Raw genomic sequence first — 22,525 nt, 5'->3', positions numbered from 1 at the left:
TTTCGATGGTACACCCGGGCAATAGCGGCGGATGTGAGGGTGTCGTCAGTTGTGGAAAAAATGGCGCGATCTGCAAAGTCATTGGCGTTTGAGAGCGCGACAGTACGCACACAGGAATCCTGCCATCCCACCAACAATGAGAATAATCATGGCCCTCCCGAACGTTTTGATCGATCACAAATCCCTGCTGACCCTCAATACCAACGAGCTGCCCGTTTACCGTGACGCGCTCATCCTCGGCGTTGACGCGCAGCCGTTGTACCTGGACCCGGTTGCCGGTGTCTGGGTGCTGCGCGTGATGTTCCATCCAGGTGTGATGCTGCCCAAGCATTACCACACCGGCGTGGTGCACTTGTACACCCTTAGTGGCCGCTGGAATTACGTCGAATACCCGGACCAGCCACAGACCGCCGGCAGCTACCTGTTCGAACCGGGTGGCTCGATCCATACGTTCATGACCCCGGCAGACAACACGGAAATCACTGACACGTTCATGGTGGTACACGGTGCTAACGTCAACTTCGATCAAGACGGCAATTACCTCGGCATCATGGACGCCAGCGACATCATGATGATGTTCGATCGTCTGATTCGTGAACGCGGCCTGCAACCGGCTCGCTACATTCGTGCGCAACAGACTGATTACACCACCGGCGCCTGATGCGTTGTGCTGAGCCGTTCCCCAAGTTAGAGGTATGACCATGTCAGATACACCCATGCCCGTCGGCGCTAACGGGCAGACCGCGGCGCCGCCGCGCAGTGTCTTCATCACAGGCGCCAACGGGTTTATTGGCCGCGCGCTGATGGCGCGTTATCAGGCGCTGGGCGCCGAAGTTCGCGGCATGGATCTGCATGCCGATCCGGCTCGCAACGTGGTCGCCGGCGATTTGACCCAGCCTTCGCGTTGGGCTGATCACGCCAAGGGCTGTGAGTTGTTCATTAACACCGCAGCTGTGGTTTCCCTTGCCGCGCCGTGGAAGCTTTATCGCGAAGTGTCGGTACGCGGTGTGCGCAATTGCATCGATGCGGCAGTGGCCGGCGGTGCGCAGCGTTTTGTGCAGCTGTCGTCGATCGCAGCGCTGGGCTGGGATTACCAGAGCGTCGTGGATGAAACCGCCGACGTGGTGATCGGTACGCAATACCGGTATGGCGTGGCCAAAGGCGCCAGCGAACATGTGGTGCTCGCCGCCCATGCCGCTGGCGAGATCGACTGCACCATCATTCGGCCGGGCGACGTTTACGGGCCAGGCTCGCGGGCCTGGCTGAGCGAGCCTTTGAAAATGGCCAAGAGTGGCGCGCTGGTACTGCCCGATGGCGGTAACGGCGTGTTTTCACCCGTGTTCATCGACGACCTGCTGGACGGCATCATGCTTGCCAGCGGATTGCCGCAGGGCTGTGGGCAGATCTTCATTCTAAGCGGCGGCACGCCTCTGAGCTGTATGGACTTCTTCTCCAACCACTGGCGCTGGGCCGGTCGCCAGGGCCAGCCACGCACGTTGCCGTTGAGTGTCGCTGCCCTGGTGACGCGTCTGCTCTGGGGCTTCAATCGCTTGCTGCAGCGTCCCAATGAAATCACCCCGGACGCGATGTACATGTTTGCGCGCAAGGCCGATGTGTCGATTGCCAAGGCGCAGCGATTGCTCGGTTATCAGCCCAAGGTAAAAATTGCCGAAGGTTTGCAACGCTCCGAAGACTGGTTGCGCAGCACCGGTCAGATTGATTAAACATTTTCAGAATGGGTGACACCGGAGGCGTTCACGCTACGCGCCTCTGTTTTCCGGCATTTGCCGAGGCCATCGGTTGCGCAGGCAGCCGGTGGCTTTTTCTTTATGCAGGCTGGCCGATCGGTGCCAACTGTTGTCGCGAGAAGTATGGATCTTGGCGCGATCTGCCAAGTCTTTTCCTGCGCGGGCAACAACAATCGACGCTACCAATAACAAAAGACACTGCATCCGGTTTATCTGGATGACGGAGGTTAGCGATGCGTCCACTTCTGGTTATCTGTCTGCTTATAGTGTTTGCCGCAGGCATGAGCGAGCTTACCCGACCAGCCATCATGGGCTCGTTGGCGACGGCAGCGCCTGTCGTCAGCATGGGGGAGGTTTTTCGAGGATATTGAGCGCAGTCGCTGCACCCGCTGACAAAAAAACCTGCCAATTGCTGCAGGTTTTTTTATGCGCATGGTGATGAGTCGGACAATCCTTCGCGCTGGCGTCAAATGTTGAAATTCTGGCGTGATCTGCAAAGTTCACCCATGTGCTTCCCTCCATGATCGACTCACTCTGACGCCAAGGCCTTTCAAATCAGAGGTTCGGTCACCCGAACCTGCCAGCCAGCCCAGAGCCACTCCAAATAAAAACAATCCGGAGAGTGCTCCATGAAACCTTCCCTGGGTCCGACTGCCTGCGCTCGCAGCCGTCTGGCAAAAGCCGTGCTTACCCTGACACCCCTTGCGCTTGCTGTATCTCAACAGGCGTTCGCTGGCGAATTCGAGTTCGGCGAAGTGTCTGGCCGTTACAACGGCAGCGTCAGTGTCGGCGCCATCTGGAGCGCCGAAAACCCCAACAGCAATTACATTTTCCAGGGTAACGCCAACCGTGCCGGCTACGGCAGCCCCGGGAAATTCAACCCCAACGGTGCGCGTAACGTTGACGACAGTCGCCTGAACTTCAAAAAGAACGATCTGGTTTCGACGCCCGTCACGCTGCTGGGCGAAGTTGAGTTGAACTGGAAAAACTACGGTGCGTTCATTCGTGGCAAAACCTGGTACGACTACACGCTCAATAACCACAACGTCGATTACGGCCACTCGTCCAACGGCTACAAGGCCAACAGCACACTCGATGACGACCATTTTGACAGCCTCGCCAAATTCCAGGGTGTAGCGCTGCTGGATGCTTACGTGTTCGGCGACTTCACGGTCGCCGATCGACCGCTCAATGCCCGCGTCGGTAATCAGGTAGTGAACTGGGGTGAAGGGCTGTTCTTTCAGAACGGTATCAACTCGGTCAACCCGGTCGATGTCGCGGCACTGCGCCGGCCCGGTTCGCAGCTCAAGGAAGCGTTGCTGCCCGTGCCGATGCTGTACGGCAACTACGGCCTGACCGACAACCTGAGTCTGGAAGCCTTCTACCAATTGCAATGGCGCGAAAGCGTGCTGGAAGGTTGCGGTACCTACTTTGCGGCTAACGACTATGTGCCGGAAGGTTGCTACGGCATCCCGCGTCTGGCGCCGGCGGCTGACCCCAACGACGCCTTTGCCTACGCCAACGGCCTGATCATCAATCGCGCCAGCGATGATGAGCCGTCCAATGCCGGTCAGTTCGGGTTGTCGCTGCGTTATTTCGCCGATGAAATCGGTACCGAGTTCGGCGCCTATGCGATGAACATTCACTCGCGCACACCATACGCCAGCGTCATCACCGACTCGCGCCCAGGATCTGGCGCGGGCTGGTTGCCAGGTCAGCAGTCAACCAACAGCGAATACTTTGCCGCATTCCCTGAAGACATCCGCATTTTCGGCCTGAGTTTCTCCAGCAATATCTGGGGCACCTCGGTGTTCGGCGAGTACAGCTTCCGGCCCAACCAACCGGTGCAACTGGCCACGGCCGACCTGATCACTGCATTTGGTTCGCCGCAAAATCCGGGCGCGTTTCCCGGGGCGATCGGGCAGAACCTGACACTCGGCCAAGACGCGATCAACGCCGCGCCGGGTTCGGTGTATGACGGTTATGACCGATTGAAAATCTCGCAGTTGTCGCTGGGCTTTATCAAGTCGATACCGCAAGTGATGGGGGCGGACAGTCTCAATCTGACCGGTGAAGTGGCCGCCAAGTATGTTCACGACATGCCGAGCCTTTCCGAGCGCCGCTACGTCAAGGGCGACATATACGGCTCCGACCTTGCCCAAGGCAGTGCGGCTGGCTGCGCTGCCGGTACACCCGTGGCCAAGTACAAAAAACTCTCCTGCACCAGCGACGGCTACATGAGCCAGTTTGCCTGGGGTTATCGCCTGCGCGCAGCCCTGAACTACCCGGGCGTGTTCGCCGGCATCGATCTTTCACCTTTTGTGGCGTTCGGCCAAGACGTCAAGGGCTGGTTGGTATGACGGCAACTTCGTCGAAGACCGCTTGCTGGGTTCGGTGGGATTGCGCGCTGACTACCTGCAGAAATACTCCGCCGAACTGTCCTGGTCGGGCAGCGGCAATACCCCTTATGCACCAACTGACCGCGACTTTATTGCACTGAGTCTGCGGGCAGGTTTCTGAACCGAGGAAATAACCATGAACAAAAATCTACTCTCGGCCGCCATTATCGGCGGGCTGTTATCCCTGACCAGCCATGCCGCACTGGCGAAAATGGACGCTGCCGATGTCGCCCGACTGGGCAAAGACCTGACGCCAACCGGCGCTGAAAAAGCCGCCAGCGCCGACGGCAAAGTCCCAGCGTGGACAGGTGGTTTGACCACGCCGCCGGCTGGCTATGACGCGAGCAAAGGCTACACCGATCCGTTTGCCGCAGAAAAACCGCTGTACACCGTAACTTCGGCAAACATGGCGCAGTACGCCGCCCTGCTGTCGCCGGGCTACAAAGCACTGCTGCAGAAATACCCGGACTACAAACTCAACGTTTATCCGAGCCACCGCACGGCGGCACTGCCGCAAGCGGAATACGCCGAGATCGCCAAGGAAGCCAGCAAGGTTGAACTGGCAAACAATGGCAACGGCCTGCTCAACTACGAAAAAACCAGCGTACCGTTCCCGATGCCCAAGACCGGCATCGAAGCGATGTACAACCACTTGGTGCGCTTCCGCGTCGGCGGTTACCAGTACTTCCCGACCGAAATGGTCGTGCAGGCCAACGGCAACTTCACCCCGGTACGCCGTGAAGTTGAAGTGATGATGGCCTCGGCGATGGGTAATCCGGAGCCCAACCGTTTGTATTACTACCTGGGCAAAGTCACCTCGCCGGAAAGCGTTGCGGGCAACCTGACCCTGGTACACGAACCGATGGATCAGACCAAGGAAGGGCGTCTGGCCTGGGTTTACAACCCTGGCCAGCGCCGCGTTCTGCGCGCACCGGAAATCTCCTATGACTCGCCGGTAAACACTGCCGATGGTCTGCGCACCAACGACATGGTCGACATGTTCAACGGCGCCCCGGATAAATACGACTGGAAACTGGTCGGCAAGAAAGAAATGCTGGTGCCGTACAACACCTACAAACTGGCCGATCGCACGCTCAAGTATGAGCAGATCATCCAGCCTAACCACCTCAATCAGGACTTGGTGCGTTACGAGCCGCATCGCGTCTGGGTGGTCGAAGCCACGCTGAAACCGGGCGAGCGTCACATCTACGCCAAGCGCACGTTCTACCTCGATGAAGACAGCTGGGGCATTCTCGGCGCCGATCTGTATGACGGTCGCGGCGATCTCTGGCGCGTTCAGGAAGCGCACAGCCTGCAACGTTACGACGTGCTGTCGGCGATTCACATCAGCGACGTTTCTTACGATCTGCAAGCGCGCCGCTACATCACCTACGGACTGGAAAACGAAGAGAAGCACACCAAGTTCGGCATCACTGCCGAGTTGAAGGATTTCAGCCCTGCTGCGCTGCGTCGCAGTGGTCGCTGATTTTCCAAGCGACTGAGATCCCGGGGGAACGGTGCAAACGGTTCCCCCTTTTTTTCAGCTTTTCACGGTACCGAACCATGAACAAATTCCTTTCGCCGGCCTTGCTGATGCTGTCCGGTCTGGCGTTGGCCGTGCAAGCACTGAACGTCAGTGCTGCGCCGCTTGCCGACCGCCTCGAACGCGCTTCCCGTCACACCGCGCTGGCCATCGAGCAGCCGCTGACCGACGTGCAAAAAGTCGGTGATCAACTGGTGATGGTCGGTGCGGCCGGGCACATTCTTCTGCGCAGTCCCTCGGCAACTTTACAGGCCAACACCCCGGTGGATCTGCTGCTGACGGCGGTGTATTTCGTCGATGCCCGTAACGGCTGGGCTGTGGGACATGACGGGGTGATCCTGCACAGCAGCGACGGTGGGAACACCTGGGCGCGTCAACTGGAAGGCCGGGCGATCAGTCAGTTGATGCTTAAGTGGGCCGAAGCCGAAGTGGCGCGTCAGGAACAGGCCAACGCCGCTGCGCCGGAAGACGAGAGCCTGATCAGCGCCCTCGATAATGCCAATTTTGCCCTCGACGATGCCAAGGCGGGTGTCGAAGCAGGGCCTTCGCGACCGCTGCTGGACGTGTGGTTTCGTGATGCGCAGGAAGGCTGGGCGGTCGGTGCTTACGGGATGATCGTGCACACCCGGGATGGCGGCAGTAGCTGGGAATTTCTCCCCGGCCTCGATAATCCCGAGCGGCTGCACCTCAATGCAGTGCTGGGCACGGCTGACGGCAGTTTGTTGGTAGCGGGTGAGGGCGGACGCATGTATCGCCAGTCCGCTGGCCATTGGCAAACCCTCGACCCCCTGACCAAGGCCTCGCTGTACAAACTGATGACGCTGCGCGACGGGCAGACATTGGCCATGGGGTTTGGCGGTGCGCTGTACCTCAGCGCCGATCAAGGCCTGAGCTGGCAAAACATCCCGTTGAACAGCAAGGCCAGCCTCTACGGCGGCACGCAGTTGAATGACGGCACGCTGTTGCTGACTGGCAGCGCAGGTTCGCTGATGTACAGCAACGATCTCAAGCATTTCCGTCTCTGGCAGGGCAGCGCCAAATCGCCGTTGCTCGGTGCTGCACAACTGGCTGAGGGCCAACTGGCGCTGATCGGCAGCAACGGCCTGCGCGTGCTGCCGCTGGCTGACATCAAGGAGCAACTGCAATGACCGCGCGCATGAACCTCGATCAGAACCCCGCGCCGCAGGAGCGCAGCCTGATGCAACGCATGGTGAGCGTCACCGAGCGTGGCTTGTTCAATCACCGGCGACTGGTGCTGACGTTCTTTGTGATTGTCTCGCTGCTGCTGGGTTACAAGGCGCTGGAACTGCGCCCGGATGCCAGCTTCACGCGGATGATTCCCACCGGTCACCCGTTCATTCAGAACTACTTCAAGTTTGAGGATGTGTTGCGCCCGCAAAGCAACGTGCTGCGCGTGCTGGTAGAAAACCCTGACGGCGAGATTCTCACGCCGAAGTTCATGGAAACCCTGCGCGAGGTCAACGACAAGATCTTCTACCTGCCGGGCGTTGATCGCGGCAACCTGAAATCGTTGTGGACGCCCAACGCACTGTGGACCGAAGTGACCACCGAAGGTATGCGTGCCGGACGGGTGATTCCCGATGGTTACGACGGTAGCGCCGCGTCGCTGGCACAGGTGAAGCAGAACATCCAGCGCGCCAACATGCTGGGCAGCTTTGTCGCCAATGACTTCAACTCGACGATCATTCGCGTGCCGTTGCTGGAGAACGATCCGGAAACCGGCAAGCCACTGGATTACGGCGTGTTCACCCAAGCCCTGGAAAAGCAAGTGCGCGAACACTTCGCCACTCAGGGCGTGAACATTCGGGTGATCGGTTTCGCCCAGATCGTCGGCGACCTGCTGGCTGCTGCGACCGACATCGCCAAGTTTTTCGCGCTTACAGTGGTGTTAATTAGTGTCCTGTTGTACTGGTATTGCCGTTGCTGGCGCAGTACGGCGGTGACGGTATTGACCTGTCTGCTCACCGTTGCTTGTCAACTGGGACTGTTGAGTTTGTTGGGCTTCGGCCTTGATCCGTACTCGATCCTGGTGCCGTTTCTAATCTTCGCCATCGGCATCAGCCATGCGGTGCAGAACATCAATTTGATGATGAGTGAGATGGATCAGGGGCATTCACCGATCGATGCATCGCGGCGAACGTTCAGGGCGTTGTTCATTCCGGGGACGACGGCGTTGCTGGCGGACGCGGTGGGTTTCATCACATTGCTGGTGATCGACATCGGCGTGATTCAGCAACTGGCGATTACTGCGAGCATTGGCGTGTTCGTGGCGATCTTCACCAAGATGTTTTTGCTACCGGTGTTGATGTCGTATGTCGGCGTCAGCCCGCGTGGTTTGCAGCAGCAGCGCAAACGTGCGACGTCGTCGTGGCCGATTTTTCGCCGGGTGTCTGCCGTGGTGGAACCGCGCGTGGCGATTCCGTTGATTCTGTTCAGTCTGGTGTTGCTCGGTGCCGGTTATTACCTGCGCCAGGATCTGAAGATTGGCGACCTCGATGTCGGTGCGCCGGAGTTCCGTCCGGAGGCGCGTTACAACCAGGACAACGCCTATCTGCTCGCCCATTACACCACCAGCACTGATGTCTTTGTGGTGATGTTCAAAACACCGAAAGAGCAGTGCGCACGGTTTGCTGCCGCCGATCTGGCGAATCAGCTGGAGCAGAGCCTGCGAGAAGTCAAAGGCGTGGAGTCGGTGCAGTCGCTGTATGGCGCCATGCGTTTCGGTATTCTGGCGCGCAACGAGGGCAACCCGAAATGGGCCGAATTTTCCCGCGACCAGTTCGTGATGAACAATGCGCGCTCCAACGTCAGTTCCGATCTGGTGGACGCCAACTGCAGCGTGGCGCCGATCAGTTTGTATCTGGCTGACCACAAGGCTGAAACGCTGACCCGGGTGGTCAACGCGGTCGATCAGTTCGCGCGGCAGTACGACACCGGTGATTTCGAAATTCTGCAGGCGGCCGGCAGTGCCGGGATCGAGGCGGCGACCAACATCGTCATCAAACACTCAGAGAAACAGATGCTGATTCTGGTGTTCATCATCATCTCGGCGGTGGTGCTGTGGGAGTTCCGCTCGATCAAAGTGACCATTGCGCTGATGGCGCCGTTGTACCTGTCGACCGTGTTGTGTGAAGCGGTGATGGCGCAGATGGGGCTGGGGGTGAAAATCGCGACCTTGCCGGTGATAGCGCTGGGCGTGGGGATTGGCGTTGATTACGGGATTTACCTGTACAGCCGCATGGAAGGCTTTCTGCATCAAGGCCTGAAATTCCGCGCAGCGTTTTTTGAAGCACTGAAAACGACTGGCACCTCCGTGGCCTTCACCGGCATCACTCTGGCGCTCGGCGTGGCGACCTGGTCGTTCTCAGCACTCAAGTTCCAGGCCGATATGGGTCTGCTGCTGGTGATGCTGTTCATCTGGAACATGATCGGCGCCTTGATCCTGCTGCCGGCGATTGCCTCGATGCTGATCTGCAACAAAAACACCCGCTGAACTCAACCCGCCCACATGGATTGTGGTGCTGCAGAGCTTCATTGTGGGAGCGGGCTTGCTCGCGAAAGCGGTGGGTCAGGCAATGAAGAGTTGAAGGGCAGACCGCCATCGCGAGCAGGCTCACTCCCACATTTAATCTCGGTTGCTCGCTGGATTTGTGGACACCACAAAACCCCGTAGGAGCCAGGCTTGCCCGCGAAGGCGTCACTTCAGGCGATGAAGTTTTGCCCGATCCAACCCCATCGCTGGCAATCTACAGGGATTGCGATGTCGCAAAGCTCCCTTGTAGGAGTGAGCCTGCTCGCGATAGCGGTGGGTCAGGCAATGAAGAGCTGAAGGGCAGACCGCCATCGCGAGCAGGCTCACTCCCACATTTAATCTCGGTTGCTCGCCTGATTTGTGGACACCACACAACCCTTGTGGGAGCTAGCTTGCTAGCGAAAGCGCCCGGATCAGGCAATGAAGTTTGGCTGATCCGGCGCCATCGCTGGCAAGCCAGCTTCCACAGGTATTTGTGTGGTTTTTATTGGACTGGTTTGCCCAGTCCCAGGTCTTTCATCGGGTAAGTCCGGTAGCTGGCCATGTGGCCGCCGACCAGCGCAAGAACGCGCGGCAGGCCCCATTCGAACGTGCGATGACCGACGCTTTTCTGCTCCTTGGGATCCAGATAAAGGTTGTAGACCCAAGGTGACAATCCGGTTGATACCAGTGTCGATTCATCGATATTGGAACCCGGCACCGAGGTCTGAAACACTTTGAAGTGCACCTTGAACTCTTCCCAGCGCACAGCCGTGAGGTTGCGTTCGCTGTACATGAACACCGCTTCGCGATTGCTTTCGCCGTTATCGGCGAGCAGGAACGAGGTTTGGTCAACACCATCGATGTAGCGATCCGTTGGTACATTCGCGCCAGCCAGTTTGAGGCTGGTGTTGAACAGATCCATTAAGTCGAACAGACCATCGCTCTCACGACCGGGCTTGATCATGCCCGGCCAGTACGCAATGCCCGGCACCCGTACACCACCTTCCCACGTCGTGCCCTTGCCGCCACGCCAAGGCTGGAATCCGGAATCCGGCCAGGCGTCTTCGTTGGCGCCGTTGTCGGAGGTGAAGAATACCAGCGTGTTGTCAGCGACACCTTCATCCTTAAGCGTTTTCATCAGGTGTGCGACGATGTCATCGACTTCCATCACCGCGTCTTTATAGGGCGTACGCGCGGGGCTCTTGCCGGCGAAAGCCTTGGCCGGAAAGTTGTCGTTGTGTACCCGCGAGAAGGCATGCACCAGATAAAACGGCTTCTTGGCCTGCGCAGCCCGATGGATGAAGTCCTGCGAGTAAGCGGCAAACTGCTGGTCGATTTCAGCGAGTTTTTCCAACGAGTCGAGTTGGGTCACCACTTTCAATGGCTCGCCTTTACGGCCGCTGGTAACGGCGGCTTCGGTGGTTTGGTTCAGTGCAGCCTTGCGCGCAGGATTGAGGATCAGCTCCGGATAGCGTTGCTTGTCTAGCCCTTGGGTGTATTCGCTGGCGACCCCGAGAATGCCCATGTATTCGTCGTAACCGACTTGCTGCGGCTGATAGCCATCGGCTTCACCCAAATGCCACTTGCCGGACAGCGCGGTCATGTAACCCTTTTCGGAGAGTAGAGAGGCCGCGGTCTTTTCATCCAGCCAAGGGTTAACGGGCACCTTTTCACCACTGAGAATCGGCCGGGTCAGGCCGGTTCGCGCCGGGAAGCGACCGGTCATCAACGCCGAGCGGGTCGGCGTGCACGTCGGTTGCGCGTAGGTAGAGGTGAACAACACGCCCTCGCGGGCAATGCGGTCGATTTCTTTGGTCGGTGCGCCGATGGCTGTGCCGCCGCCGAAAGCGCCCGGATCGCCCCAGCCCATGTCGTCGACCAGCAAAATCAGAATGTTTGGTTTGCGCCTGGTTTTCGCCTCTAGCGCTTTGAGGCGCTGATCCACTTCAACTTGTTGATCGGGGTGCAGCCGCACCGGTTCCAGTGTCGGCGAAATGCGCTGTGCTTTGATAAACGGATCCTGCGCCTGCGCCTGCGCCGAGATACAGGCCAGACTCAGTGCGATCCCCGCCAGTGACGTCAATTTAATCTGTCGCATGGTCGTGCGCCTTGCTACAAGACGGGATCAGTCGAAGGTGATCATCACTTTGGCGTGATCTTCCGGGCTGGCCAGCGCCCGGAACGCCTCGGCGACCCCGTCCAGTTTGACCCGTCCGGTGATCATCGGCGCGCCGTCGAGCTTGCCGTCGGCGAGGGCATACAAGGTCTGGGTGAATTCTTCGCCGGTGTAGCCAAAGGAAAAGTGCAGGTTGGCCTCTTTGCCAATGCCGATCAGCGGTTCGATCTGATCGGTTTCCATGCACACGCCGACAACGATGATTCGCGAGCGCGGCGGCGCGTTCTGGATCGCTTGTTGAATCAGACCCGGAAGGCCCACGCACTCGAACACCACGCAAGGCCGTGGTTGCGGGCCAAGACCGAACAGGGCAAACGGGCTGTTGATCTCGTAGCCCGGCGGCGCCGCGACATCGAGCCATGACCGATAAGGCGATTGCTCCGCCGGATTGACCACCACATCGGCCCCGAGTTTTTCTGCCAGCGCGCGCCGGGCAGGGGAGAAGTCCGCCGCGACGATCGGGCCGATACCACGGGATTTCAGCGCAGCAATAACTGCCAGGCCAATCGGCCCGCAGCCAATCACCACCGGCACTTCATTACCTTGCAACTGTGCGCGATTGACAGCGTGCGCGGCGACCGTCAACGGCTCGGCGAGGGCGGCGATTTCGGCCGGCAGATCACCGGGCACCGGGATCAGCATCTGTTCGCTGAGCACCATTTGTTCGCCATAGCCGCCGGGGTATTGGTTGGAGTAGCCGATATGGTCGAATCGCGCTGGCGTGATAACAAAAGGCAGCGAACAGACGCGGGTGCCAACCTTGATTTTCTTGTCGCTGCCGGGGCCATGGTCGAGGATTTCAGCGCAGTACTCGTGACCGAAAACCACATCCTTTCGCGCGTCGAAAGACACCGGAATATTCCCGCGCTTAAAGTTGCCCAGCACGTGCTCACAGTGGTGAAACATGTGCAGATCAGAACCGCAGATGCCGCAGGCGAGGGTTTTGACCAGCACTTCGCCCAGGCCCGGAACAGGCGCAGGGATGTCATCAACGAGCAATTGTTGCTCGCGCATCACGACAGCTTTCATGAGGTTTGCCTTTTTGTTGTTGTAATGGGGTTGACCCAGGAACCGAGAGCCGTTTGCGCGCGGGGCTGCTCGCACCGGATGGTTGCGTGGGTTCAAAAAGGATTATTCGGCAGCGACTGGGCGGTCACTTTGCAGATCGCGCCAATTGGCGTGCATTCGGTGACAGCCGCTCTCCCGGTGTAAGGCAGCATGTGTGTTGCATTTGACCGCCGATAGAACCGGCGACAGAACACTGCCGGATTACCATCTATCGACTGCGTTTCGAATTTCGGAAATTTCCTACGGTGCAATTAGCTCGCGCTGCGGAGAATGCCGCCTTGAGAAAGATCCTTCGTGCAATTAGGTCTTTTATTAAAAAATCCATTCGCGCCAAAATTAAGTTCATCGGGCAATAGAGAAACCTTTGAGTTTGATTGTTGGAATGTCATGAATGCAAAGATTGGCCTGCCTGTACTAACGCGCAGGGATTCGTGTCAGCCGGGTATTTCAATGCCGCAGTCCTAGTTGCGGTGCTTTAAGGATAAATTTATTTATGAACAAAGTTTTTCGCGTTATCTGGAATGCCGCTTCTGGGCGCTGGGTTGTTACCAGCGAACTGGCAAAGTCGCACTCGAAATCCAGCAAATCCGCCTCTTTGCTTGCAGCTGTGGCGTTGCCGATAGGCACACTATTGTCGAGTGGGGCGATGGCTGTGGTGTATACCCCGGGTAGCGCGAATAACGAGGGTCAAGCGATCATCGTGGACGGTGGTACTTCGAGTCTGGACGGTTCGGTAAACTTTACCGGGTCGGTTGGCCCCAATGTAAAGGGTTACGAATTACTGGGTGGGTATGATGCGGGTTACATCACCGGAGCCGTTGATCCTAACGCACTGCAAAGTATCACCACGGGTACCCAAAGTTCTGGCGTCTCGGTAATTGATGCTTATTTACAAGCACCGGTGATCATCAATACTTACGACAACGCAAATATTACACAAGTTGATCCTGGCGCTGGCGTATTGTGGAAGGTGTATTCGCCGAGCGACCCATCGGCCAGTAATTTCTACGATGCACAGATCGCTAAAATCACCGGTGGCGGCATCTTCAACATGAATGCCGATGGGCAGTTGGGTGACAAAAACACCAAAAACACGGTGTTTGTCGAAGTCACTGACGGTACCGCAAACTGGAACTCTTCAAACACCGTCCAGTTTTCCAACGACAAGCTCAAAGCGTCAGACCTGCAACCGAAGGACTTCGACGTTACCACTCAGTCTTACGCGGGAACGTTTGTCGTCACCCTGAGTGATGGTTCTCAGGTATCGAAAACCGTATCCAACATTGGTGAACTGGTTGCCTATAACAGTTGGCTGGTTGATCAGCTGGAAGCTGGCAAGCTGGGCGATACCAAGGCAGAGATGCAACAGTCGTATGACGACGCCTTCGCGCAGGCTTACACAGACACCACGAACACATTCACTATCAATCAGACCACGGGCCCCATTCCGCTCGACGATCCGCTGTTTACCCCGCTGGGCCAGCAAATTGCTTTGATGGCCAACGGCGCCAATGCGGTCGGGCATATCAGCAGCACTGGTGAACTGATTTCCGATGGCGCCACCCCAGCTGCCGGTATCATGGTCTACGCCACTAACGGCGGCACGGTCATTAACGATGGCACCATTTCCACCACGCGAAATGGTGTGGGTGTCGTGGCGACGGCTGACGGCCATTTCATCAACAATGGTTTGCGTAACGTCGGCAAAATCAGCGGCACCAACGCGACCGCCGCTTCTGACTTGGTGAACGACAACTCTACTTACGTTAACAACGGTACCTTCAACTCCAGTAGCTGGAGTGTCGACAGCCCGGCGACGCAAGATATCATCGGCGTGCAGGTGAGCGAAAACAGCCAGTTCACCAACAATGGTGCGATGAACATCGGTGTGCTGGCACAAACCTCCAGCGGCAAGCCGACAGGCGCGACCGTCAGCTCTGGCAGTACCTTCACGAACGCAGCAGGCGGCTTGATGTACCTGGGGCGCGAAGCGAGTACTGATACCACCTCTGCTCCTATCGCCCGTGGCGGCGCCGATGTTGCGCAAACCAACGGGATTATCGGCATTGATGCCCAAGACGACAGCACTGTCGTCAACGACGGGTCGCTCATTATCGGCGATCTGGTGCAGGGCGGTGTCGGCATAAACGTGCAGGGCGCCAATGCCAACATCACCAACAATGGCAAGATTCTGGTGAAGGGGCATTACAGCGAAACGCCAACGGCTAACATTGGCATCCTGAACACTTCGCCGACGGCCACCGTCACCAACAACGGCACTATCGATCTTTCCGGTGTCAACTCCGTCGGCATCCGTACGCAAAGCGGCGGTAAAGTAACTTCTGCCGGCGATATCAACGTGTTGACCGGTGTTGATCCAACCTCCGGCGTGCACAACTTCGGTATCTGGGCAACGGGCGTGGGTTCGTCCGCGACCTTGACCGGCAAAGTCAATCTGACTGGCGACGGTGCCATTGGCGTCCACGTCCGTGAAGGCGCGACGGCTGATGTCAGCGGGAGCGGCCAAGTAACGTTTGCCGACGGCAGCGATCAGATCGGTTTCTTCGTCTATGGCCCGGGTTCTTCGGTGACCAACGACAGTTCCGATGTTGAAAACGTTACAACGACCAACTCGACACTTTATCGTCTGGAAGACGGTGCCGACTTCAGCGGTACCGGCGTTAACGGTACAGACTCGACACTGACTGCTTCCGGTCAAAACTCCACGGCACTGTGGTTGACCGGGCAGACCGGTAATGATGTATCGGCCTTCAACTCCGGTGGCATGACCATCAATGTCACTGGCGCAGACGCCACTGGTGTCCGCATCGCGGGCGGCGCACAAGGTAAAACCACTGTCGACTCGATCATCAATCTGGACGCTGTCGGCGCCATTGCTGCAATGGCTGACGGCCAGAAGCTGACTCTGGAAGGCACGCCAACCGGTGCATCGGTGCCAGGTTCGTTCGGTGATACAACGCTCGACGCAGGGGCCGATGGTTTTGGTACCGGTACACTGCTGCTGACTGAGTCTCATCTGACCTCGAGCCTGGATGGCGTAACCGGTTATATCGCCAAAAACGGCGCTGCGTTGCGCAACAGCGGCAACATCGAGTTCACCGGTAAAAATACCACTGGTATCGAAGTCCTCGAAGGTTCGACAGGTGGGAACACCGGTTCGATCACTGTCCAGGACGGCGGTGTGGGTTTGCTCGCAGCTTCCAGTGGTGCCACCACCACTCTGAACAACAAGGGTGATCTGGTACTCAAGGGTGGCAGCAATGCCAATCGCACCACTGGTATTTCTGCGACCGGCTCTGGCGTAAAAATCAATATGGACGCCGGCACGATCGACCTTCAAGGGCAGGGCGCCGTTGGTGTCGCCGCGTTTGGCGGGGCGACAATCGATCTGGAAAGTCAGGCAGTTCCGACGTTCTCCCTCGATGAATTTGTATCCGATCAGATCGCGTTCCTGGTGTCTGGTGAAGGCACCAGCATCAACACCAATATCCCGGCGGGAACTTTGCTGGATGCTTCGGGTAAAAACTCGACGCTGTTCCGTATTCAGGGCGGCGCCAAACAAACTGGCGAAGTGCAACTGAAAACGTCCGGTACGGGCGCTCGTGGCATTTGGGCCACCGGTGACAATACCGACGTCAAGGCCTCTTCGGGTTCCGACTTCCAGGTCTTGGGGACTGACGCCATGTCTGTTCTTGTCGAGGGCGGTGCGCATGTAACCCTGGATCAAGGTACTACCGTGTCATTGGTAGGCGACGGTGCGATCGTTGGCCAAGTTGATGGCAACGAATATGGCCTGGACGGCACGACAGTCACTCGTCAAGGCACTGATGCTCAGCTGATCAATAACGCAACACTGTCAACGACCCTGTCCAATGCCACTGGTTTCGTAACCCAAAACCAAGGCCTGCTGATCAACAACGGCAACATTGATTTTACTGCAGGCACCGGCAATACCGGCGTTCTGATTAAAGACGGCCGTTTCGAGAACCACGCGGACATCTCTGTAAATGGTGTAGCGGTATCGGTTCAAGGTGAGCAAGCCAAAGTCGATGTGCAAGACGGTCTGATCAAAGCTACCGACGGCACCGCCGCTATTTTGGTGGGCCAGGATGCTTCGCTGGATCTGGTCGGTTCCGGCATTGGCAAGGTTACCGCGTCAGGTACTGCGCACGCTGTACAGCTGGACACCGGCGCCAAAGGTCTGGTGGTGGATGGTGCCTTTATTGACATGGCTTCTGCCGGCGCAGGCAGTGGCAACGGCATCGAAAACAAGGCTGAAGTTTCGGGCATTCAGTTGACCAACGACACTCGTATCGACGTCATGGACGGTAAAGGTGTGCGTACCTCCGCCACCTTGGCCCAAACCAACGCCGGTACGATCAACGTGTTGGGCGCAGGTACTGGCCTGGCCTTCGAAACGGCTGCCGGCGGCGGCACGTCGAACAACATTGATCTCTCCGATTCCAATGGTCTGAACATCAATGTGACTGGCGCCAATGCCACTGGTATTTCGGTCAAGCACACCGGCAACGGCGATGTTAAAAGCGGCGCAAACGTCACTGTCGCTGCGGGCGGCGGTTCGGCTGTAGCACTTGAAGGTGTATCGAGTTTCGATAACTCGGGCGAACTGGTTTCCGCATCCACCGATGCGCCGGTTATCTCCCTTGGCGGCGTCACCGACATGATCAACAGCGGCGTTGTCGCAGCGGTTGATGCACTGACGAGCGCGCTGACTTTCGATGATCAGGATTCTGCGTTGACCAACAGTGGTCAAGTGACCGGTGTCATCGATCTTGGCGAGGGCAACAACACTGCTACCAACGCTGCAGGCGCCACGATCACCGGTAACCTGGTTGCCGCTGCAGGCAATGACACTGTGACCAACAGTGGCACCGTCGTCGGTGATATCAACCTCGGCACGGGCTCCAACGCCGTGACGTTGAACAGTGACTCTTCGGTGGTCAACGTCAACGGTGATACCGGCACGGATGCTGTGACCGTCAAAGGCAATGCGGCCTTCACCAAACTAGACGGCGGCATTGGCGCGGCTGACACGCTGACCTTCGACGGCGCTACTCAAACGCTGTCGGCAGCTGCCGATGTTGATCGCTTCGAAACCATGAGCCTGCACAACGGATCGACCGTTACCACCGCTGATCTGCTCAAGATGACCGACACTGCTGGTGGCGTCGGCAAAATCGATATCGATGCCACTTCAACGCTGGCCTTAACGCCGGGCGCCGGTGAGGGCTACACACTGGCTCACACGCTCTCGGGCGACGGTGTTATCGATGCCGTCATGGGCGCTGCGGAAGATGTCTTCGAATTCGCCGCAACCACTGGCGATGCCTTCGCCGGTACGTTGAAAGCGGGTCTGGGTATGTTCGACCTGCAAGGCGACAACACCACCGCGCTGACCAATGCTACCTTGCAATCGGATGCCGGTAACGTCACCACCGTGGGTGATGGCGAGCAGGCGATCGGTGGCATCGCGTTCAACGGCGGTACCGTCAAGTTTAACGCCAATGTTCCGGATCAGACCGTCGCGACCAGTCATGTTGTAGCGGGTAATCTGCAAGCGGGTACCGGTACCGTGCAGGTCAACGTGCCTTCGCCTTACATTGTGCCTCCGGTTATTCCGGCTGGATCTCTCTCGCTGCTGCAGCAGGATGATGTTCAGGATGGTGTGCAACTCGTAGCGGCTGATTCGGTATCCGGCACGGGTGGTGCGCTGGTATTGCAGGATCAGAACGGTAACGTCATTACCGATGCCAAGACCCTGGATGTCTCGCAGGGCGGTGATAACGTAGCTGTCGCAACGTACGACTTCGGCCTCAATACCGGCGTCAACAGCGATGGCCTGTATGTCGGTTACCGTCTGCAGGAACTGGATCTGCAAGCGGACAAGACGCTGACGTTGACCGAAGGTGCAGTCGCCACTGCTGCTGCGTCCGATATGTCGGCCAAGATCACCGGCAGCGGTAATCTGGCCATCGATACGGCGAACATCATTTCGCTGTCCAACTCGACCAACGACTACACCGGCAGCACCGACGTTAACCGTGGTGGGTTGCGACTGGATGCCGACAATGCCATGGGCAACACTTCGGCGCTGAACATTGCTACAGGTGCCAAGGTGGACATCAATGGCAAGGTGCAAACCGTCGGTGTACTTGCAGGCCAGACCGGCTCCGTACTGGACATCAATAGCGGTACCTTGACGCTCGCCAACGGCGGTGTTTCCAACGGCGTTCTGACCGGTGCCGGTTCGCTGATTCTGGCGGCGGGTGATCTCACAGTCACCGGTGCCAACAGCGGTTTGTCAGCCAATACCAGCATCGCCAGCGGTGCCAATGTAACGCTCGATAACGCTGCTGGTTTGGGCAACGGTTCGATTGCCACAGATGGCAGCCTGACGCTGAGCGGTGCTTTGGGCACGCTGCAAAACACCCTGACCGGTGCAGGCAAGGTCATTGCCCAGAGCGTTTCCGATGTTGTGCTGGGTAACAACAACAGCGAATTCGCAGGTGAGTTCGACATCGATGGCTCCTCCAGTCTGACAGCGTTGACCGCTGACAGTCTGGGTACTGCTAGCGTGCACGACGAAGGTAATCTGACCCTCGATACTGCCTCTGACTGGGCGCTGAAAAATGCCGTGACCGGTACAGGTTCTTTGACCAAGCAAGGTCAGGGCACTGTGACCCTGGATGACACTGCCGCTTACACCGGTGCCACTCAGGTGAATGCGGGCAACTTGTACTTCGGCAGCGAATCGGCTCCAATGACCCTGGCGAGCAGCCAAGTCAACGTGGCTTCTGGTGCACAGTTTGGTGGTTTCGGTGGTGTTGCCGGTTCGATCGATAACGCCGGTACTCTGTTGGTGGGCAATACGTTGCCTGGAACCACTAGTGCTCATACCTTCACCGTTGGCGGCAACCTGAACAACAACGGCTGGGTCATCCTTGGCGGCGCTGATGCGGCTAGCTCTGCAGCACGAGCCAACACGCCGTTCGGCAATACCCTCGATATCAAGGGGAATCTGAGCGGTGCCGGTAACTTCGCGATGAACACCCAACTGGGTATTCTCGCAGGCGACTTGATCAAGGTTGGCGGCGACACCAGCGGCTCTCACCAGATTCTGGTGGCGGACAGCGGTGTAGAACCGGTCAGCACCGATGGCAAGCTGACACTGGTTGAAACCCAGGGTGGTAACGGTAATTTTGCTTTGGCGGGTGGTCACGTTGACGCCGGTGCTTTCCGTTACACGCTGGGTAAAGAAGGACAAAACTGGGTGCTGAGCACGCCTTCGGGAGTTGTTAATCCGCCGGTTGATCCGACTAATCCTGTGGATCCATCTGAGCCAGGTGCGCCACCGGCCCCGCCAATTGGCAAGCCAGGCCCGGGTGATCTTTCCGGCGGCGGTAACGCGGCAGTGGCTGCACACACCGCAAGTGCAAGTCTGTGGAGTGCGCAGATGAACGCACTGGTCAAACGCCTCGGCGAATTGCGGATGGGCAAGGACGAGGGTGGTATCTGGACTCGTGCCATTGGCAAGGAATTCAAGGTCGATGAAAAATCGAGCCGAGCTTATGACCAGAACATTACCGGTATGGAAGTCGGTGCGGACAAGGCAATTCATGTCGACAGCGGCAAGGTCTATGTGGGTGGCATGGTGGGTACGGCCCGCTCGGACATGAACTATGGCGAAGGCGGCACGGGTGATGTGAAAAGCCAGTTCGGTGGCGTTTATGCGACGTACATCGGCGACAACGGTGTCTATGTCGATACCGTTGCCAAGTACAGCCACTTCGATAACGACATCAAAACGCTGTCGAATACCGGGGAGGCCGTCAAAGGCTCTTATGACACCAATGGTCTGGGTGTCGACGTCGAAGTTGGCAAGCATATCAAGCTCAAGGATGGCTGGTTCGTCGAGCCGCAACTGGAAATCACGGCGACCAAAACGCAAGGTGGCAAGTACACCTCCAGCAATGGCATGCGCGTCAAGGCGGACGATCTCGACTCGCTGCAAAGTCGTGTCGGTGGCTTGTTTGGTCGTAGCATCCAGATGGAAAACGGCATGAAGGTGCAGCCGTACGCCAAAGTGTCTTACGTGACCGAACACGGTGGCGACAGCGCCGTTAAAGTCAACGGCATCAAACTGGATGCGCAGTTGCCAGGTAGCCGTACTGAGGTCGGTTTCGGTGGGATTCTGCAGTTGACCGAAAACAGCAAGGTGTCGCTGGATGCCGAGTACGCTAAAGGTGACGATATCGAGCAGCCGTACGGTATTACTTTGGGCTACCGCTATCTCTGGTAAGTCGTAATGGGCAGACGTTAGTAATAACGCGAGCTTTTGAAGGCTCCATCGGTTTTCATTGATGGGGCCTTTTTGTTTTAAGTAATGAAGATGCAAGGCTCTACCGTGTGCTCTTTATGCGGAATTTAACAGGGAGTCCTATAGAGCGTTTTCCTGGGAGGATCTTATTATGCTGTCTAAAGTTTCTATTGAAGTCTTTGCAAAGACCGGTGATGAGGCTGAGATCATCTATTTTTTTGGGGAGTTGTGCACAGACTCGAAGATATTGAATCTTGACGTGCAAGGGGTAGGGCGTCTGCAATTAACCCAGTTGCAAACTGGCGCTGAGGGATCAATAAAAAAACTGGTGCTAAAAGCTCAGCTAGTGAAGATGCCTTCAACGAGCGTTAATCTATTGCGAAACGCCTGCGAGAAAATAGCGGGGGACGCGCCCTGCGCAAAGGAGGACATTGCTGAAAGTCGTGTTTGTTTGCATGACGCTGCGGTGGAGTGTAAGTATGCGGGCAGTAGAAAGGTAGAGGATATCAAGGGATATGCATCGATCAGTGGTCGGGAACTGGAAGTTCTACAAGCACTGGCAAAAGGACTTCGGAATAAGCAAGTTGCTGAAAAGCTGAAGCTCAGTGAAAAAACGATCAGCACCTACAAGACACGTATTTTCAGAAAGCTGGGGATGAGTACGAACATCGAACTTTCCGATCTGGCAAGAAAGGTAGGAATAATTTGAAGTTGGGAGGTCGATGACTTTCAGGTAATGAAAAGCATTAAAACAATACGTCTTTATAAGGGCTGCTCACCTCTTGCTCTCGGCAGTCATTGTAAAGAGGTGAGCAACTTTGGCTACGCGCCGAGGTGTCTATTTACTACATGGGTACATCGCCATACGCGTAAGCAGCTTTAACGCTGTTGGTTTTGCCACAGGACGCGCAGTTGATATTTGTGTCAATTTCTTTACTTACAGGTTCCTGGCTCAACAGAAACTTAGTCATGTAGTTTTTTCCATGCGCGCCCATGTCTAGCGCTGTTTTGACGAAGCTGTAAAAATTCAAATGTTCTCCGCAACCATTGCAGGCTTCTGAAGAAGCACTGAACTGAGGGCGTCTTGCTTTTAGCGTACTAAAGTCCGCACTGAGCAGGTTTGCTACTTCATTCAACACGTTGTCGGAGACAGGTAATGCTTTCATAAAAATACCTTTTTCAATTTATCTATTGTTTGCTGACTTGCTGTGCCGTTGCGGCCTCACACGATTTTATTTTTCACAACGGTGGTTGGCCCATTGGCCTTCACGCTTTCAATTCCAACCGTCCTTGCAGCATCAGACGAATAGCGCTGGCTGGTGCCGATGATTTGATAGTTCACTGCCTTGAGGTTGAAGTACGGCTTTCCGTCCTTTGCCGTCTCTTTGGCGTAACAAGCTTCCAATGGGCTATTGCTCTGTACCGACGCAATACCGTTCTCGGCCGCACCCCTAGTGGTGTAGAGCTCACTGGTAAGGATAACTTCGGCGTTTCCCGCTTTGAGAACGAAGCGAAACTGACCGTCACTGCTTTTACTAAGTTCATACCAGCCTGACATGTTTACTTCCTTAATGTTAATAGAAATAGTGCTTTCCAAGAGCGACGTGCTAGACATTGCGCCCATCGCTAAAATTTGAGCACAAGCAAAAGTCGACTTGTTGAGCCAGGTGCAAACTATTATTGATGCACGGCACCGA

Annotated in this window: 13 protein-coding genes; 9 read left to right on the top strand and 4 right to left on the bottom strand. The window is 56.9% G+C overall.

What is annotated here, in order from left to right; genetic code table 11:
• The first annotated feature begins 148 nt into the window (after positions 1-148).
• The 7 genes from ACZZ0D_RS10910 (at position 149) to ACZZ0D_RS10880 (ending at position 9,204) form a co-directional block, all read left to right on the top strand.
• A complete protein-coding gene (locus ACZZ0D_RS10910) occupies positions 149-661 on the top strand; it encodes a 2,4'-dihydroxyacetophenone dioxygenase family protein (protein ID WP_463553214.1) in 513 nt (170 codons plus the stop codon).
• Between the two features lie 40 nt (positions 662-701).
• Complete coding sequence (locus ACZZ0D_RS10905) at positions 702-1,724, top strand: NAD-dependent epimerase/dehydratase family protein (protein ID WP_463553213.1); 1,023 nt, start codon at positions 702-704, stop codon at positions 1,722-1,724.
• Between the two features lie 653 nt (positions 1,725-2,377).
• On the top strand, positions 2,378-4,108 hold the full coding sequence (locus ACZZ0D_RS10900) for a DUF1302 domain-containing protein (RefSeq protein WP_463553212.1): 1,731 nt from the start codon (positions 2,378-2,380) through the stop codon (positions 4,106-4,108).
• Between the two features lie 34 nt (positions 4,109-4,142).
• Positions 4,143-4,268: a hypothetical protein gene (locus ACZZ0D_RS10895; protein WP_463554796.1), complete on the top strand. Its 126-nt coding sequence runs from the start codon at positions 4,143-4,145 to the stop codon at positions 4,266-4,268.
• Between the two features lie 15 nt (positions 4,269-4,283).
• On the top strand, positions 4,284-5,633 hold the full coding sequence (locus ACZZ0D_RS10890; protein ID WP_463553211.1) for a DUF1329 domain-containing protein: 1,350 nt from the start codon (positions 4,284-4,286) through the stop codon (positions 5,631-5,633).
• A gap of 77 nt (positions 5,634-5,710) precedes the next feature.
• Positions 5,711-6,838 (top strand): WD40/YVTN/BNR-like repeat-containing protein, encoded by a 1,128-nt coding sequence (locus tag ACZZ0D_RS10885; RefSeq protein WP_463553210.1) that lies wholly within the window; start codon positions 5,711-5,713, stop codon positions 6,836-6,838.
• 8 nt (positions 6,839-6,846) lie between these two features.
• A complete protein-coding gene (locus ACZZ0D_RS10880) occupies positions 6,847-9,204 on the top strand; it encodes an efflux RND transporter permease subunit (protein WP_463554795.1) in 2,358 nt (785 codons plus the stop codon).
• A 523-nt stretch (positions 9,205-9,727) separates the two neighbouring features.
• On the opposite strand, the gene ACZZ0D_RS10875 is transcribed toward ACZZ0D_RS10880, so the two are convergent.
• Both ACZZ0D_RS10875 and ACZZ0D_RS10870 read right to left on the bottom strand, forming a co-directional pair.
• Complete coding sequence (locus ACZZ0D_RS10875; protein WP_463553209.1) at positions 9,728-11,323, bottom strand: arylsulfatase; 1,596 nt, start codon at positions 11,321-11,323, stop codon at positions 9,728-9,730.
• 27 nt (positions 11,324-11,350) lie between these two features.
• Positions 11,351-12,430 (bottom strand): zinc-binding dehydrogenase, encoded by a 1,080-nt coding sequence (locus tag ACZZ0D_RS10870; protein ID WP_463553208.1) that lies wholly within the window; start codon positions 12,428-12,430, stop codon positions 11,351-11,353.
• A 532-nt stretch (positions 12,431-12,962) separates the two neighbouring features.
• On the opposite strand from ACZZ0D_RS10870, the gene ACZZ0D_RS10865 reads away from it, so the two are divergent.
• Positions 12,963-20,810 (top strand): autotransporter outer membrane beta-barrel domain-containing protein, encoded by a 7,848-nt coding sequence (locus ACZZ0D_RS10865; protein WP_463553207.1) that lies wholly within the window; start codon positions 12,963-12,965, stop codon positions 20,808-20,810.
• Between the two features lie 169 nt (positions 20,811-20,979).
• Positions 20,980-21,537, top strand: a complete 558-nt coding sequence (locus ACZZ0D_RS10860; RefSeq protein ID WP_463553206.1) for a response regulator transcription factor — start codon at positions 20,980-20,982, stop codon at positions 21,535-21,537.
• A 136-nt stretch (positions 21,538-21,673) separates the two neighbouring features.
• Here the strand turns inward: ACZZ0D_RS10860 and ACZZ0D_RS10855 are convergent, their stop codons facing one another.
• Positions 21,674-21,994: a hypothetical protein gene (locus tag ACZZ0D_RS10855; protein ID WP_463553205.1), complete on the bottom strand. Its 321-nt coding sequence runs from the start codon at positions 21,992-21,994 to the stop codon at positions 21,674-21,676.
• Positions 21,995-22,050: 56 nt separating this feature from the next.
• The gene (locus ACZZ0D_RS10850) at positions 22,051-22,386 is read right to left on the bottom strand and encodes a YegP family protein (protein WP_463553203.1); all 336 of its coding nucleotides are present in this window, start codon (positions 22,384-22,386) and stop codon (positions 22,051-22,053) included.
• Positions 22,387-22,525 lie beyond the last annotated feature (139 nt).

The sequence above is a fragment of the Pseudomonas sp. AC193 genome (assembly GCF_979258075.1).
The sequence above is the reverse complement of the archived record's forward strand: the minus strand, read 5'-3'. Positions and strand labels throughout refer to the sequence as shown.